Origin of the sequence: Pseudoalteromonas sp. SR41-4, from assembly GCF_014163985.1 — a bacterium.
Taxonomy (GTDB): domain Bacteria; phylum Pseudomonadota; class Gammaproteobacteria; order Enterobacterales; family Alteromonadaceae; genus Pseudoalteromonas; species Pseudoalteromonas rhizosphaerae.
In genome coordinates, this window is record NZ_JACJEI010000002.1 from 103,283 (window position 1) to 118,917 (window position 15,635).

Consider the following 15,635-nt stretch of genomic DNA (forward strand, 5'->3'; position numbering starts at 1 on the left):
ACAGTTTTTGTTCATTCTGTACGTTTAATTTCTAATAGATTAGAAATGCCAGCTTTGAATCTGAATGTAAAATTTAATTGAGATTAAATAGTTTAGAGGAATTAAGCGAGGATCTTTACAGGTCGCTCGCTTTAGTCGAACGTCTAAACAACTACACTAACTCTTCGTTAGGCGCTATATTAGTCGCATGCATGCCTTTAGGGCCTTGCTGCAATTCGAATGTTACATCTTGACCAGCTTTAAGTGTTTTATAACCGTCCATTACAATCGTTGAGTAATGGGCGAATATATCATTCTCGCAGCCGTCTTCTACGATGAAACCAAAACCTTTGGCATTATTGAACCATTTGACTTTACCACAAGCCATACTTCTACATCCTTCTATAAGTTGACTAATTTAGTTATTCTAAACCGTATAGTTTGATAGACTGACTAAGGTTTAATCAATCTACAACTGACTGTAGTTTATTTCGCCGATCAGTCAAGTGTTTTAAACTATTTTTTTAACATTTAATTTATTTTTTATTCAAGTTTGCTTGAGTTCCAAAGACAAGACTATATTTAATTATGAGTGGCATGAAAGATTCAGGTGTTTTAGATACGGTTCGCGATAGTGAGAAGCAAAAACTGCAACCACCGCGAAAATACAAAGTCATTTTAAATAATGATGATTACACGCCAATGGACTTTGTGATAGAAGTACTAACGACGTTTTTTAATATGGATAGCGATAGAGCAACAGATGTGATGCTGCAAGTTCATCAAAATGGTCGCGCAATTTGCGGTGTTTATACCGCAGATGTAGCGTATACCAAAGTTGAACAAGTTAACCGTTATGCACGAGATAACGAGCATCCACTGCTATGTAGTTGTGAGCAGGAATAATACCAAGGTAGGGTGATCAAAATACCCATCACAACGGTATAAAAATATTATCTCAGTAAGGGGTTGCTAATGCTAAACAAAGATTTAGAACTAACTTTAAACGCGGCGTTTCGCGAAGCGCGTACACGTCGCCATGAATTTATGACTGTAGAGCACCTATTACTTGCCCTACTTGATAATCCATCGGCTGGAGAAGCGCTACACGCCTGCGGGATTGATATGGCAGCATTAAAAGCTGAGCTATCAGAGTTTATTAATGAGACCACTCCAGTCATTCCTGATTTAGAAGAAGAACGTGAAACTCAACCAACACTTGGTTTTCAGCGGGTATTGCAACGCGCAGTATTTCATGTGCAATCATCGGGTAAAAACGAAGTAACAGGCGTCAATGTGCTGGTTGCCATTTTTTCAGAACAAGAAAGCCAAGCGGTTTACTTGCTGAAAAAAGCTGATATCTCGCGACTAGATATTGTGAACTTTATATCTCATGGTATCTCTAAAGCAGACGATGACATGGGCGGTGAAGATGCTGATGACATCCATGAAGAAGTACAAGCCGTTCAAGGCGAAGAGCCAAGTAAATTAGAAAACTTCACGTCTAATTTGAATGTACTCGCCCGTGAAGGGAATATCGACCCATTGGTGGGCCGTGATAGTGAAGTAGAGCGCACGGTACAAGTACTGTGTCGTCGTAAAAAGAATAATCCGTTATTAGTTGGCGAAGCTGGGGTAGGTAAAACTGCTATTGCTGAAGGTCTAGCGTATCGCATAGTGCATGAACAAGTACCCGAAGTGATTGCCGATGCTGTGGTGTACTCGTTAGATATGGGGGCATTACTTGCAGGTACTAAATACCGCGGTGATTTTGAAAAGCGCTTTAAAGCATTACTAAAAGAGCTTCAGGCGAAACCTGGCGCTATTTTGTTTATTGATGAGATCCATACCATAATTGGTGCCGGCGCAGCCTCTGGTGGCGTTATGGACGCATCTAACCTGCTTAAACCACTGCTTTCGAGCGGTAAGTTACGTTGTATGGGCTCAACTACCTATAACGAGTATAAAAATATCTTTGAAAAAGACCGTGCGTTAGTGCGCCGTTTTCAGAAAATTGATGTACTTGAACCAAGTGTCGCTGATACCACTAAGATACTTAATGGTTTAAAAGAACGTTACGAAGAGCATCATGGCATTCGCTATACGCAAAAAGCGTTAAAAGCGGCGGCAGAGCTCAGTGCTAAGTACATTAATGAGCGTCACTTACCTGATAAAGCCATTGATGTTATTGATGAAGCGGGTGCTAGCCAACGATTACAACCGATCTCTAAACGCAAAAAAACCATTGGTGTGGCAGATATCGAATTGATCGTGGCAAAAATGGCGCGTATTCCGCAGCAAAGTGTGTCATCAAGCGATAAAGAGACTCTTAAAAATCTTGATCGTAACTTGAAGATGTTGGTATTTGGCCAAGATCAATCAATCGATGCACTAACCTCGGCCATTCGCTTATCACGTTCAGGCTTATCAAATGAAGATAAACCAGTCGGTTCGTTCTTGTTTGCAGGACCAACGGGTGTAGGTAAAACGGAGGTAACTAAACAGCTTGCAAAATGTATGGGTGTTGAGTTTATCCGTTTTGATATGTCTGAGTATGTTGAGCGCCACGCGGTAAGCCGTTTAATTGGTGCGCCTCCAGGCTACGTTGGTTTTGAACAAGGTGGTTTGTTAACTGAGGCTGTGATTAAAAATCCACATTCGGTTGTCTTACTGGATGAGATTGAGAAAGCTCACTCAGATATTTACAATATCTTACTGCAAGTGATGGATCATGGCACGCTGACAGATAATAACGGCCGTAAAGCTGACTTTAGAAATGTTGTGGTGGTGATGACTACCAATGCGGGCGTACAAGAAACAGTACGTAAATCAATAGGCTTTACTGATCAAGATCATTCTCATGATGCGATGAGCGAAATCAATAAAGTATTTTCGCCAGAATTTAGAAACCGCCTAGATAACATCATTTGGTTTAACCACCTTGATCGTGATGTAACTTTACTGGTTGTTGATAAATTTATTGTTGAGTTACAAGCGCAGCTGGATAAAAAGTCAGTTAATCTTGAGCTTACTAATAAAGCGCGGGAATGGTTGGCAGATAAAGGCTACGATAAAGCTATGGGCGCACGTCCAATGGGCCGCGTGATCCAAGAGCAATTGAAAAAGCCGCTGGCAAACGAGATCTTATTTGGGCAACTTATCGACGGTGGCACAGTGAAAGTGTCTATCAAAGATAAAAAATTGCGTTTTGATTATGAAACGAATTTAACACCTGCATAATTGCAGCGTTAAATAGAAAACAAAAAGCCCAGCAATTGCTGGGCTTTTTGTTTATTAAATGTAATTGTTAGTTTAGCTATCAATTACATTTAATAAACGCTTCAAGCTAATGTAGAAAGTAACTAAGTTACTCAGACAACTTAGCTAAAAACTTGATATTTCGTTAACGCACTAACTTAGCGAGCACGGAATACGATGCGACCTTTTGATAAATCGTATGGGGTCATTTCTACGGTAACTTTATCGCCGGTTAAAATGCGGATATAGTTTTTACGCATTTTACCTGAAATGTGAGCCACAACTACGTGACCATTTTCAAGCTCAACTCGGAACATTGTATTTGGTAAAGTATCAAGGACCGTCCCTTGCATTTCGATTACGTCTTCTTTCGCCATGTTTAGCGTAACACCTCTTTAATAGTTAAACGATGCAGATTCTGCCGAAAATACACCAATAAGTAAAGCCGCAGTAGGCATTTTTGTAAATTAAATAGCCAGCCACTGGTCTGCAACCCTATTTTGGGCAGGTAAAAATTGGGTTTTGTAACGCATTTTTGCACATTCATCAATTTGATAACCTAAATAGACAAATTCTTTATCGTATTGTTTGGCGAATTTGAGCTGCTCTAAAATCATAATTGTGCCCACACTGAAGTGCTCATAATCAGGATCAAAAAAAGTGTAAATAGCAGAAACAGCGTTGTGCATACAATCAGTTACCGCCACTGCAACCAGTTTCTCTTGGTCCCATAATTCAATAAAAGTAATTGGTAACCAGTGACAAAATATAAAGCTGTTAAACTGACTTTGTTCTGGTGGGTACATAGAACCGTCTTGGTGACGCTCGGTAATGTATTTACTGTATAACGGAAAGTATTCAGGGCGTTGTTGGTCTGAGTATTTCACGCAAAAGGCATTTTTTGCTTTATTAAGTTTACGTTTTTGTGATTTTGTCGGTAAAAATGCCTTAGCTAATACACGCACAGACTTACATGCGCTGCAAACAGGGCAGTGTGGTCGGTAAATTTGGTCACCACTACGGCGAAAACCGAGGGCCAGTAATTGCTCAAATTTGCCCGGGGTATAACAACTTGGATCCAAAATGACTAATAATTGCTCTTGGCGATCGGCTAGGTAGCTACAATCAAATTGTTGGCTTAAACCTAAACGAGCAGGTAAGTGTTCAGTCATAAATAGCGATAAGCTCCTTAGGTTGCCACATTGTTGTTGGAATAATAAACTCTTCTGCTTGTTTTAGTTTAGTTAAAAATTCTGAGCGCGGTAGCACTTTTTCACCTAAAGTGACTAAATAAGGATTCTCAAGCTGACAGTCAATAAAATGCGCATGGTGACGTTTCAACCAATTGACCAATGCCCACATGGCTAATTTTGAACAATTAGCTTGATGATGGAACATTGATTCGCCGCAAAATACGCCATGCTGCATAATACCGTACAAGCCACCAACAAGTTTGTCGTCTGACCAGATTTCTAAACTATGCGCTAAGCCTGCTTTATGTGCATCTTTATAAGCGTTGAGCATTTTTTTTGTGATCCAGGTGCCATCGGTTTCTAATCGTTGTTGGCGACAGGCTTCAATCACCTGAGTAAATTCGGTATTAATAGTCACTTTAACCGGATTTTTTTTCAGATGCTTGCGTAAGCTTCGGCTAATATGAAATTCATCGAGTTCAATGATGCCGCGCATACTTGGCGACCACCACATAATTGGCTCGTATTCACTAAACCATGGAAAAATACCGTAGCGATAGGCATTTTTTAATCGCGTTACAGATAAGCATCCACCAATGGCAAGTAAACCATCTGGATCATCTAATGCATGGGTGGGATCAGGAAAAGCAAAGTGGCTTTTAGCGAGTTGATAAAGTTGTTTAGTCATAACACCGATTGAATAACTGAATGGTCAAGATAAAGTGTAACCTGTTGCTTTAAATTCACAAACCACAAATTATTGTGTTATCCATCCCCTCGTACAGCGCTTACTTATGATAGGCAAATTGTAGGCATAAAAAAAGCGCGTTAAAAAACGCGCTTAATTGAACCATTAACTAATCGAATTAGCTAACCACTTTTACGGGTACTGCTTGACCTGCGTTGAACTTAGTTGTCATCGCTTCTTCAACAGGTACAAACGATGTAAGGTCAATACCTTCAACTGCAGACTTATACTCTTCGATAGTCGGGAAACGACCAAGAACAGAAGAAAGTACTACAACTGGCGTTGAACCCAGTAGTGACTCACCTTTTTTCTCAGATGTATCAGCTACTACACGGCCTTGGAACAGACGTGTTGACGTTGCGATAACAGTGTCACCAGGTTCAGCTTTTTCTTGGTTACCCATACATAGGTTACAACCAGGGCGTTCTAGGTATAAGATATTTTCATACTTAGTACGTGCAGCCGTTTTTGGTTTTGCATCGTCAAATTCAAACCCTGCGTATTTAGCAAGGATATCCCAATCGCCTTCCGCTTTAAGCTCATCAACAATGTTATATGTTGGTGGCGCAACGACCAATGGCGCTTTGAATGAGATAGAACCGTTTTTCTTCTCAAGGTTACGTAGCATGTGAGCAATAATTTTCATATCGCCTTTATGAACCATACACGAACCAACAAAAGCTAAATCAACAGGCTTGTCGTTGTAAAAAGAAACAGGGCGGATCACATCGTGAGTATAACGCTTAGAAACATCATCGTTATTTACATCTGGATCGGCAATCATTGGCTCAACGATTTGGTCTAAATCAACCACAACTTCTGCGTGGTATTTAGCATTATCGTCTGGAGAAAGTGCTGGCTCTTCACCAGATTGAATACCTGCAATACGCTTGTCGGCTAAGTCGATTAGACCTTGTAGCGTTTGCGCCTCGTTATCCATCCCTTTGTTGATCATGATCTGGATACGTGACTTAGCAAGTTCAATTGACTTAATTAACGTTTCATCATTTGAAATACAGATTGATGCTTTCGCTTTCATCTCTGCAGTCCAGTCAGTGAAGGTAAACGCTTGGTCAGCCATAAGAGTACCAATATGCACTTCAATGATGCGACCTTGGAACACGTTTTCGCCACCAAATTGCTTAAGCATTTGCGCTTGCGTTGCATGTACAACGTCGCGGAAATCCATGTGCTTAGCCATTTTGCCTTTAAACGTAACTTTAACTGAATCAGGAATTGGCATCGCTGATTCACCCGTTGCAAGTGCAACAGCAACCGTACCCGAGTCGGCACCAAAGGCAACACCTTTAGACATACGTGTATGCGAGTCACCACCGATGATGATTGCGCGGTCATCAATAGTAATGTCGTTCAATACTTTGTGAATAACGTCAGTCATTGCATGATAAACGCCTTTCGGGTCACGTGCAGTGATCAAACCAAACTTATTCATGAACGCCATTAGTTTAGGAATGTTTGCTTGCGCTTTGCTATCCCATACAGATGCAGTGTGACAACCAGACTGATATGCACCATCAACAAGAGGTGAAATCGTAGAAGCAGCCATGGCTTCTAATTCTTGTGCTGTCATTGGGCCGGTTGTATCTTGCGAACCAACGATGTTCACTTTAACGCGAACATTTGAGCCTGCATGAAGTGGTGTATCAGATAGTACACCTACTGCATTACGGTTAAAGATTTTTTCAACCGCTGTTAAGCCTTGGCCTTCATGTGAAATTTCTTTTGAAGGTGCATACACAAGTGGAGTTTCAATGCCGAGTGTTTCAGCAGCAAACGTTTGTAGTTTTTTACCGAATACAACAGCGTAAGAACCACCGGCTCTCATGAATTCAACTTTTTGCGGTGTGAATGCTGACGAAATATCAACAAGTTCTTTATCACCGTTATAAAGCTTTTTCTCTTTAGTATTGATTGTTAACACAGTACCGGTAGCAACAGAGTACGCTTCTTCAAGCACTGCATCACCATTGTCATCAGTCACTGTATTGCCGTTTGCGTCTACTTTTTTAACCCAGTTTTTAAGGTCAAGACCAATACCGCCAGTTACATCAACGGTTGTTAAGAAGATTGGCGCAATACCATTAGTACCTGCAACAACAGGGGCAATGTTGATGAAAGGAACGTATGGGCTTGCTTGTTTACCCGCCCAAAGTGCTACGTTATTCACACCAGACATACGAGATGAACCAACGCCCATCGTGCCTTTTTCAGCAATAAGCATTACTTTAGCGTTAGGGTGTTTCTTTTGAAGTGCAACAATTTCTTGCTGTGCTTCTTCAGTGATCATGCATTTACCGTGTAATTCACGGTCAGCACGTGAATGTGCTTGGTTACCTGGAGATAGTAAATCAGTTGAGATGTCGCCTTCACCGGCAATATAGGTTACTACATCGATTTTTTCTTCGATGTCAGGTAATTTTGTGAAGAATTCAGCTTGTGCGAAACTCTCTAGTAACTCTTTAGCAATAGCATTGCCTGCTTCGTATGCCGCTTTTATGCGCGCCATATCTGCATCGTATAAGAATACTTGAGTCTTAAGTACTTCAGCCGCTTGTGCTGCGATTGTTGCGTCATCAGCAAATACTAAATCAATTAGCATTTCAATTGACGGGCCGCCTTTCATGTGTGAAAGCAGTTCAAATGCGAATTCTGGAGTGATCTCTGCAACTTGCTCTTCACCCAAAATAATTTCTTTTAGAAACTGTGCTTTAACGCCCGCAGCACTGGTTGTTCCTGGTAATGTATTAAAAATAAAGAAATGCAGTGAATCTTTACGGTGCTCGTTATTAGTATCTTTAATTTGATTAATGATTTCTGATACTAGTTCAGCGCTATCGATTGGTTGTGGGTTTAATCCAAGCTCCGTTTTACGGGTTTGGATTTCTTCCATATATTTTGTATACAAACTCATAGAAAACTCTCGGTATTTTACTTGATATGAAGTTAAGCATTTTAACTGATTTTACAGTCTCTAGTAATGCCTAAATGAATAAAGCTTTTCTGCCTAACTATAATTATAGCTAGTTTTACTTACTATACTTTGACGATATTCATTGCTCGAACTTAGATCCTATCGCACCTAAGCCATTAATTGTATAAATATGATTGATTCCGAGTATAAGTGTGGTGAATGTTGATGCGACTGCAATGAGTACTTTTCGGTGTTGGATGAGCCTTTATAATTTTGTGCCACAAGAAAAGGGCTGAAAATTCAGCCCTTACTATATGTTGTGTAAACTTATAGGTTATCTAAGAAACGCTCAGCATCAAGTGCTGCCATACAGCCAGTACCAGCAGAAGTGATTGCTTGACGGTAGATATGATCAGACACATCACCTGCAGCAAAAACACCTGGTACACTTGTTTGTGTTGCATTGCCGTTTAGGCCTGACTCAACCACTAAGTAGCCGTCTTTCATTTCAAGTTGGCCAACAAACATATCAGTATTTGGTTTATGACCAATTGCAATAAATACGCCCGCTAAATCAATTTCTTCAGTGGCTTCTGAGTTTGCATCCTTGATACGAACACCGGTAACACCCATTTGGTCGCCCAGTACTTCATCAAGCGTACGGTTATAATGCATGACTACGTTACCGTTTGCTGCTTTTTCAGCGAGGCGATCGGCTAAGATTTTTTCACTGCGGAAGCTATCACGACGGTGAATTACATGTACTTCATCAGCAATGTTCGATAAATAAAGCGCTTCTTCAACCGCAGTATTACCACCACCAACAACCGCAACTTTTTGACCTTTATAGAAAAAACCATCACAGGTTGCACAGGCAGACACACCACGGCCTTGGAAGTTAGTTTCAGACTCTAGGCCCAAGTACTTAGCAGATGCACCCGTTGCAATGATCAGCGCATCACACGTGTAAGTACCTTGGTCGCCAGTTAGCGTGAAAGGGCGCTTAGTTACATCAACAGTGTGAATGTGATCAAAGACAATTTCAGTTTCAAAACGCTCGGCATGCTCTTTCATACGATCCATTAATGCAGGACCTGTTAAACCGTGAGCATCGCCCGGCCAGTTTTCAACTTCAGTCGTTGTTGTAAGTTGACCGCCTTGTTGCATACCGGTGATCAATACCGGGTTTAAATTTGCGCGTGCTGCGTAAACTGCTGCAGTGTAACCCGCAGGTCCAGATCCTAAAATTAGCAACTTACAATGTTTTACTTCACTCATGTTTTTATATCCTAAACGTTTAATAGCGTATTAATGCGCTCGATTTTAAGAGAAACAAGAGGGAAGTAAATAAAAGCGGCGATTATTTTTTTTTCTAAATCACAAAGCTGTCAAATATTGTGTACTAGAATCATGATAAGTGTACGATTTGTATGATATCTGAGCTATTAATTCAGTATTAACTCAGCATGCGACGTTAATTCATGACCAAGCTGTGTTTTTTTGATATGTTTTAACTAATTTTGATTTGTGACCCTGATTAAGGGTGACCTAAGTGAATAGGCAATTATGTTATTTTGGCAGGAAAAACCCGCGTACGGGTTGACTTCAAAAGACGTTAACGTCTTAACCAATGCACAAGAATATCGCACGCATTTACTAGCACTGATTGCGCAGGCAAAAACACGTATTTATATTACGACACTTTATCTGCAAGATGATGAAGCAGGGCGTGAAGTGTTAGCAGCGTTACATCAGGCTTCATTAGCAAACCCCGCATTAGATGTAAAAGTGTTGGTTGACTTTCATCGTGCCCAACGCGGTTTAATTGGTGCGGCAAAGTCAGATGGTAACGCCAGTTTATATTGTGAATATCAAGAAAAATATCAATCAAATGTACAAATTTTTGGCGTACCAGTAAAAGCAAAAGAACTTTTTGGGGTGCTGCATTTAAAAGGTTTTGTAATTGATGATACGCTGCTTTACAGCGGTGCGAGTTTAAATAATGTGTATTTGCAGTATCAAGAGCGCTACCGGTTAGATCGCTATTTTTTAGTCGAGCAGGCCTCACTATGTGATTCTGTGATTGACTTTATTGAACATGAATTGTTGAGTTCTGAAGCCGTTCCACGTATTGATGTGCGGCCTTTAACAAAGTTTAATGATATTAAAATCGCACAAAAACAATTGATGCGTTCATTAAAGCAAGCTAACTACGCTCACAGTGTGGAGCAAAATGAGCAAGCACTTGGCGTGCGACTATTTTTAGGACTGGGACGACGTAATAACGAGCTTAATCGTGTGATCAAATCCTTATTTGATGCCACCGAGCAAGAGTTAGTGCTGTATACCCCATACTTTAATTTTCCTGCACCGTTAATGCGTTCCTTGCGCCGCTTACTAAAACAGGGCAAGCAAGTAACAATCGTAGTAGGCGATAAAACGGCGAATGATTTTTACCTGCCACCAAGTGAACCATTTAGTAAAATAGGTGCTTTGCCATACTTGTATGAAACGATTTTGCATAAATTTTTAAAATCGCAAAAGCGCCATATTATTAACGGTAATTTAAATGTGTATTTGTGGCAGCATGAAAGTAACTCATTTCATTTGAAAGGTATTTGTGCTGATCGTAAATATCATTTATTGAGTGGTCATAATTTAAATCCTCGTGCCTGGGGATTAGATATCGAAAATGGCATTTTATTAGAAGATCCTGAGCAAAGTCTCATGCCAGCAATCGACAATGAAAGAGCCGAGATATTACAACACTGTCGTCGTTTAAACGGTGCCGAAGATTTAGAAACCATGGACGATTACCCGCCAGCGGTTAAAAAACTGCTGGGGCAAGCTAAGCGTGTCAAAGTTGATTTTATTATTAAGCGTTTTATTTAACGCAAAGTTAGAGACTAAAATGTAAGTACTATAAAAGCAGCGGTTACGCTGCTTTTTGTTGATTTAGCCTCGGAGCTGTTGCCCAACTCCGCTACAATATTTTTGCAAAACTGATGATGGTTATTTTAATATTCAAAGGAACTAACAATGCTTATTAAATCCGCCGAGCAAAAAGATTACGCCTCTTTAATTGAGATCTGGGAAGCTTGCGTTTCTCATACCCATGACTTTTTAACCCAACAACACATAGATGAACTGAAACCATTGATTTTGACACATTATTTTGATGCTGTTAGTCTTTTTTGTTGTAAAGACAACAGTGGAAAAATAATTGGGTTTATTGGCGTTGCTGGCGGCAATATTGAAATGCTGTTTGTTGAGCCGACTTTCTTTGCGAAGGGGGTTGGCACGTTCTTAATTAATTACGCGATTGATAATTTAGCGGCAACTCATGTTGATGTTAACGAGCAAAACCCTAAAGCCCATGGTTTTTATTTAAGTAGAGGGTTTGAGCAAATAGGGCGCTCTGAATTAGATGGTCAAGGAAAGCCGTTTCCGCTGCTACATATGCGTTTAGCAAAAGTAGTTGAGGCTGACTAAATGGAACTGGTGATTTCAGATTCAATAACTTTAAAGCCATTAGATATTAGTCACGCAGTTGAACTTTACCAAGTTATCGCCGATAGTCGGGAAAATCTGAGTCAATTTTTACCTTGGGTGGATTACGTAATAGATGTTAATTCAACTAAACGTTATATATATGAACGACTACACAGCGGTAAAGCAGGTTCTCAGTGGTTTGCGGTATATATAGAGGATCGCTTAAGCGGTGTATTTGGTATTAAACACATTGATCCTGACAGTAAGGATGCTGAATGCGGTTATTGGTTAGCTGATTTTGCACGCGGGCAAAGAGCCATGAATCAAGTGCTTACTAAAATAGTGCCTTATATAAAAAATAATAGTCATGCAAAAGTGATTGAGTTTTGTTGTTTAGAGGAAAACTTAGCGAGTATAAAGGTTGTGCAACGCGCAGGCGCACAATTTAAATATTATCAAAAAGAGACATCAATCTTCCTTGCTAATCAGCAACAGCAGCGTTTAGGTGTTTATGAAATAAAGCTAACGTGATCTGTGTTCATGGAAAGTAAAAAAAGCGCAATACAATTAATATCGCGCTTTATTATTCTCGCTAACTCGCTAACTCGCTAACTCGCTAAAACGTCCACTCAACATGAAATTGCGGTACCGACTCAGTGGTATCGGTCCCTAGCTTGTTGTGCCAATATTGCCACTCAAGGCCAAGTAGTAAGGTGTTTTCTTTCATGCTGATGGCATTACCCAAGTCCCAAGTAATGATAGGCTGCGCTAAGATCCACTCCTTAACATCTTCACCAAATTCATTTTCGCGCTCAGCAATATATTCAACATGGCCAGTTATATTAAATTTTTGTGAACCAATCGAAAACGGGTAACCCCATGCAACATCTAGCATCCAGCTGTTAGTTTCAATAGGCGCGCCGCCACGCGCAACACCCTCGTTATCATCTATATAGGCCGTAACTAGGGTTGATAAAAAACTAAATCCTGGCGCTTGCCAATTTACTTTAACACCGGGTAAATACTTCAATACCTTAGCATCACCTGCGGCGTTAAAGCCCGCTGTTAATCCAACGTCAGCAATAGCGCCAAACGAAAAGTCATTACCGGTTATTTTAGAAAGGCTAAAAGTTGAATACCATTCGCCATAAAAGTCACGGTCTTGATAGCCATCATCAACATTATCATTAATGTAATCTATGAAGAAAAAGTTATCACCATAGTCATAGCCAGAGGCGTGTTGCAGTGAAGCGATTGATGTACCTGCTTCTTGTTCAGTAAATGGGTTTTTAAAATCGCCGTAGTTTAAATGTAGTTGCGTTGTGCTCCAATTTGCAGCAAAGCTAGATGAACTAACTGCACAAAGGGCGAATAAAGATAATGTTGATTTTATATTCATAACTATATGTTTAATGGGGAGTAAAGTGCAAAGTATAGCAGATACGCCCAAACTTGAGCGCATCTGCTTAAGTATTTATGCCTTATTTCGGCGTAGGCAAATTACAGCTATAGCAGTAAATGCCAATATAAAGCAGTAGTAAGATGAGGTTGATACTTGCCACGGGCTAATTTTAAATGTTGCGCCAAGTAGTAACGCTTGTGCACCATAAGGGAGAGATCCTTGCGTAACACAGGCGAAAATATCCAGTAAGCTTGCTGAACGCTTACCGCTGATCTCACCATCATCGGCAAGTTTTTTGGCGATAGGACCGGCAACAATAATCGACACGGTATTATTCGCTATACATACGTTGCTGGTCATAACTAACGCGGCAATACCAAGTTGATCTGCCACTTTTCGGTGCCATTTTGCAATGACTTTAGTAATGGCTTGAATCTTTTGCGCGATATAATCAAGGCCACCGTTAATACGAATAAACTCTGATAAGCCACCAATAAACATCGACAGCAAGAATATTTCTTGCATATCAGTAAAGCCCTTATAAATGTCTTTTACAAAGCTGGCACCTTCATAACTGCCAGTAAAGCCCATCAGTGCCGCAAATATAATACCGCTGAACAGCACCACAAATACATTAAAGCCCATCACCGCTAGTACTAAAATAAATGCATAAGGTAGTACTAATAGAATATCGTAATCTTTAGTTTCTACTGCTTGAGCCGCAGGAGTTAAAAAGAATAATAAACCAATAGTGAGGATAGCTGCTGGCAATGCGATTTTTAAATTCTCACGGAATTTATCTTTCATCTCACAGCCTTGGGTACGCGTTGCAGCAATGGTGGTATCAGAAATAATTGATAAGTTATCGCCAAACATCGCACCTGACACAATCGTACCGGCCATTAATGCTGGATCAATACCGGTTTTAATAGAGACCGCATACGCAATCGGGCCAATCGCCCCGATAGTACCCATTGAAGTACCCATGGCCGTAGATACTACCGCTGCAATTAAAAATAAGCCCGGTAAAAGTAATGCTGGTGGAATAAGTGATAAACCGGCGTTAACAACCGCATCCACGCCACCTGTTGCACCTGCGATGGCAGAAAATGCCCCAGCAAGTAAATAAATTAAGCACATGGTAATGATGTTGTTGTGACCGGCACCTTTTATAAAGGTTTCTACACTGTGGTTAATGGTGTTTTTATTTAACATAAACGCCAGCATAATCGCCGGTAAAATAGCAACAGGGGCAGGGAGCTGATAAAAAGCGTAATCGACCCCTTGTGATTGCAGGTATAAACCCGCGCCTAAAAATAAGGCCACAAAGGTTAATAGGGGGAGCAAAGATAGTTTTGCTGTTGTTTTATTAAATGATGGCTGCATCATATTCCTCGTTAGATAACTTCTTGCACAACTAACACAGCCAAAACATCCCTCTTTTAGCTGAATTTAGTTGTCATACCTACCACAATGATAAGTACCTCAACAGCGCCCGCAAGCCAAAGACCAAATCGGCGCAAAGAAAGAAGTTTAAATGTATAGATGGCTAAAGTCTATGGGTATCTGTTATTATTATTTTTTAAAAGGCTTACCTGACTATTACACGAGTTTTAGATAAAATCTAGCCAACTCAAAAAATGCATAGGTTATTAATATGAATCGAATAGGCGTATTTGGCGCAAACGGAAGAATGGGCTTGGCATTAATTGAAGCCGCTCACAAAAATAATCATACCGAGCTTAGTGCAGCCTATGTACGCAGCAGTTCTCCCTTATTAAATATTGCCGTTAATCAATTAAATAGCGCAGCACCTGCGACAATTAATTTTAGTGATGAACGCAACGTTGACAATACCGACGTACTGATTGATTTTACGCTCCCAGCGGGTATGCGTGAGCATTTAAAAACAGCCGTTGCACAAAATATCCCGATGGTGATTGGCACCACCGGTTTAAATGACGACGATATGCTGGCGTTACAAACGGCTGCCAAGCAGATTCCAATTGTGTTTGCGCGAAATTACAGCGTAGGCGTAAATTTACTGTTGAATTTAGTGCAAACCGCCGCCACTAAATTCGGTGATGATTTAGATATCGAAATTTTTGAAGCGCATCATCGCCATAAAATAGATGCGCCATCAGGCACTGCACTTGCCATTGGTGAAGCAATTGCCGATGCAAAAGGGTGGGTGCATGATGAGGTTGCGGTATTTGATCGCAGCCGAGTAGAAACAGAAAAATCGCAAAATGAAATTGGTTATTCGGTGCTCCGAGGCGGAGATATAGTTGGTGAACATACCGCATATTTCGCAACTTCTGGCGAAAGGCTTGAATTAACTCATAAAGCAAGTTCTCGAATGACCTTTGCATTAGGCGCAGTAAGAGCTGCGGGCTGGTTGAAAAATAAGCCTGCAGGACTTTATGACATGCAAGATGTCCTCGACTTGAAGTAGTTTAGTTACTTTTTTGGGTGTTTGGTGGCTTTTTTGGCTTATAGGGCTTATTTTTACTGATTATTGAAATAGGGTTAGACCTAAAAGGCAAATTACTATAAAATAGCGCTAATTTGCCAAAAATTCATAATTGCGTGTTTCCAATCGCTATAAACGGGTAGTAAAGCAAATGACTT

14 protein-coding genes are annotated in these 15,635 nt (G+C 40.4%); 6 read left to right on the plus strand and 8 right to left on the minus strand.

Going from position 1 to position 15,635, the window contains the following annotated elements:
* Positions 1-151 precede the first annotated feature (151 nt).
* Positions 152-367, minus strand: a complete 216-nt coding sequence (gene cspD, locus H5180_RS02105; protein ID WP_054204685.1) for a cold shock domain-containing protein CspD — start codon at positions 365-367, stop codon at positions 152-154.
* A gap of 209 nt (positions 368-576) precedes the next feature.
* On the opposite strand from cspD, the gene clpS reads away from it, so the two are divergent.
* Both clpS and clpA read left to right on the plus strand, forming a co-directional pair.
* Positions 577-885 (plus strand): ATP-dependent Clp protease adapter ClpS, encoded by a 309-nt coding sequence (gene clpS / locus H5180_RS02110; RefSeq protein WP_179959204.1) that lies wholly within the window; start codon positions 577-579, stop codon positions 883-885.
* Between the two features lie 69 nt (positions 886-954).
* A complete protein-coding gene (gene clpA, locus H5180_RS02115) occupies positions 955-3,219 on the plus strand; it encodes an ATP-dependent Clp protease ATP-binding subunit ClpA (protein ID WP_145233074.1) in 2,265 nt (754 codons plus the stop codon).
* A gap of 176 nt (positions 3,220-3,395) precedes the next feature.
* On the opposite strand, the gene infA is transcribed toward clpA, so the two are convergent.
* The 5 genes from infA to trxB all read right to left on the minus strand — a co-directional run bounded on the left by infA (position 3,396) and on the right by trxB (position 9,388).
* Entirely contained in the window at positions 3,396-3,614 is a 219-nt protein-coding gene (gene infA, locus H5180_RS02120; protein ID WP_002962494.1) for a translation initiation factor IF-1, read from the minus strand.
* A 90-nt stretch (positions 3,615-3,704) separates the two neighbouring features.
* The gene (locus tag H5180_RS02125; RefSeq protein ID WP_182717359.1) at positions 3,705-4,409 is read right to left on the minus strand and encodes an arginyltransferase; all 705 of its coding nucleotides are present in this window, start codon (positions 4,407-4,409) and stop codon (positions 3,705-3,707) included.
* Positions 4,402-5,118, minus strand: coding sequence for a leucyl/phenylalanyl-tRNA--protein transferase (aat, locus tag H5180_RS02130; protein WP_182757593.1), 717 nt, complete (start codon positions 5,116-5,118; stop codon positions 4,402-4,404). Before aat ends, H5180_RS02125 begins: the two co-directional genes overlap by 8 nt.
* A gap of 178 nt (positions 5,119-5,296) precedes the next feature.
* Positions 5,297-8,110 (minus strand): bifunctional aconitate hydratase 2/2-methylisocitrate dehydratase, encoded by a 2,814-nt coding sequence (locus tag H5180_RS02135; RefSeq protein WP_182717360.1) that lies wholly within the window; start codon positions 8,108-8,110, stop codon positions 5,297-5,299.
* Between the two features lie 327 nt (positions 8,111-8,437).
* Positions 8,438-9,388, minus strand: a complete 951-nt coding sequence (gene trxB / locus H5180_RS02140; RefSeq protein WP_182717361.1) for a thioredoxin-disulfide reductase — start codon at positions 9,386-9,388, stop codon at positions 8,438-8,440.
* Positions 9,389-9,676: 288 nt separating this feature from the next.
* Between trxB and pssA the strand changes: the two genes are divergently transcribed.
* The 3 genes from pssA to H5180_RS02155 all read left to right on the plus strand — a co-directional run bounded on the left by pssA (position 9,677) and on the right by H5180_RS02155 (position 12,133).
* On the plus strand, positions 9,677-11,002 hold the full coding sequence (gene pssA / locus H5180_RS02145; RefSeq protein WP_149982341.1) for a CDP-diacylglycerol--serine O-phosphatidyltransferase: 1,326 nt from the start codon (positions 9,677-9,679) through the stop codon (positions 11,000-11,002).
* Between the two features lie 147 nt (positions 11,003-11,149).
* Positions 11,150-11,602 carry a GNAT family N-acetyltransferase gene (locus H5180_RS02150; RefSeq protein WP_182731287.1) on the plus strand — a complete coding sequence of 151 codons (453 nt, stop codon included), beginning with the start codon at positions 11,150-11,152 and terminating at the stop codon, positions 11,600-11,602.
* The gene (locus tag H5180_RS02155; protein ID WP_145233080.1) at positions 11,603-12,133 is read left to right on the plus strand and encodes a GNAT family N-acetyltransferase; all 531 of its coding nucleotides are present in this window, start codon (positions 11,603-11,605) and stop codon (positions 12,131-12,133) included.
* 85 nt (positions 12,134-12,218) lie between these two features.
* Here H5180_RS02155 and H5180_RS02160 read toward each other — a convergent pair whose 3' ends face one another.
* Both H5180_RS02160 and H5180_RS02165 read right to left on the minus strand, forming a co-directional pair.
* On the minus strand, positions 12,219-13,001 hold the full coding sequence (locus H5180_RS02160) for a nucleoside-binding protein (protein WP_145233081.1): 783 nt from the start codon (positions 12,999-13,001) through the stop codon (positions 12,219-12,221).
* 75 nt (positions 13,002-13,076) lie between these two features.
* A complete protein-coding gene (locus tag H5180_RS02165) occupies positions 13,077-14,390 on the minus strand; it encodes a Na+/H+ antiporter NhaC family protein (protein ID WP_182757643.1) in 1,314 nt (437 codons plus the stop codon).
* 271 nt (positions 14,391-14,661) lie between these two features.
* Between H5180_RS02165 and dapB the strand changes: the two genes are divergently transcribed.
* Positions 14,662-15,459 carry a 4-hydroxy-tetrahydrodipicolinate reductase gene (gene dapB / locus H5180_RS02170; protein ID WP_145233082.1) on the plus strand — a complete coding sequence of 266 codons (798 nt, stop codon included), beginning with the start codon at positions 14,662-14,664 and terminating at the stop codon, positions 15,457-15,459.
* Positions 15,460-15,635 lie beyond the last annotated feature (176 nt).

Excerpts from the sequence above, each read along its gene's own strand:
- cspD (WP_054204685.1), bottom strand. The coding sequence starts at position 367 with ATGGCTTGTGGTAAAGTCAAATGGTTCAATAATGCCAAAGGTTTTGGT.
- infA (WP_002962494.1), bottom strand. The coding sequence starts at position 3,614 with ATGGCGAAAGAAGACGTAATCGAAATGCAAGGGACGGTCCTTGATACT.
- H5180_RS02160 (WP_145233081.1), bottom strand. The coding sequence starts at position 13,001 with ATGAATATAAAATCAACATTATCTTTATTCGCCCTTTGTGCAGTTAGT.
- H5180_RS02135 (WP_182717360.1), bottom strand. The coding sequence starts at position 8,110 with ATGAGTTTGTATACAAAATATATGGAAGAAATCCAAACCCGTAAAACG.
- H5180_RS02165 (WP_182757643.1), bottom strand. The coding sequence starts at position 14,390 with ATGCAGCCATCATTTAATAAAACAACAGCAAAACTATCTTTGCTCCCC.
- clpA (WP_145233074.1), top strand. The coding sequence starts at position 955 with ATGCTAAACAAAGATTTAGAACTAACTTTAAACGCGGCGTTTCGCGAA.
- H5180_RS02125 (WP_182717359.1), bottom strand. The coding sequence starts at position 4,409 with ATGACTGAACACTTACCTGCTCGTTTAGGTTTAAGCCAACAATTTGAT.
- pssA (WP_149982341.1), top strand. The coding sequence starts at position 9,677 with ATGTTATTTTGGCAGGAAAAACCCGCGTACGGGTTGACTTCAAAAGAC.
- clpS (WP_179959204.1), top strand. The coding sequence starts at position 577 with ATGAAAGATTCAGGTGTTTTAGATACGGTTCGCGATAGTGAGAAGCAA.
- H5180_RS02155 (WP_145233080.1), top strand. The coding sequence starts at position 11,603 with ATGGAACTGGTGATTTCAGATTCAATAACTTTAAAGCCATTAGATATT.
- dapB (WP_145233082.1), top strand. The coding sequence starts at position 14,662 with ATGAATCGAATAGGCGTATTTGGCGCAAACGGAAGAATGGGCTTGGCA.
- aat (WP_182757593.1), bottom strand. The coding sequence starts at position 5,118 with ATGACTAAACAACTTTATCAACTCGCTAAAAGCCACTTTGCTTTTCCT.
- trxB (WP_182717361.1), bottom strand. The coding sequence starts at position 9,388 with ATGAGTGAAGTAAAACATTGTAAGTTGCTAATTTTAGGATCTGGACCT.
- H5180_RS02150 (WP_182731287.1), top strand. The coding sequence starts at position 11,150 with ATGCTTATTAAATCCGCCGAGCAAAAAGATTACGCCTCTTTAATTGAG.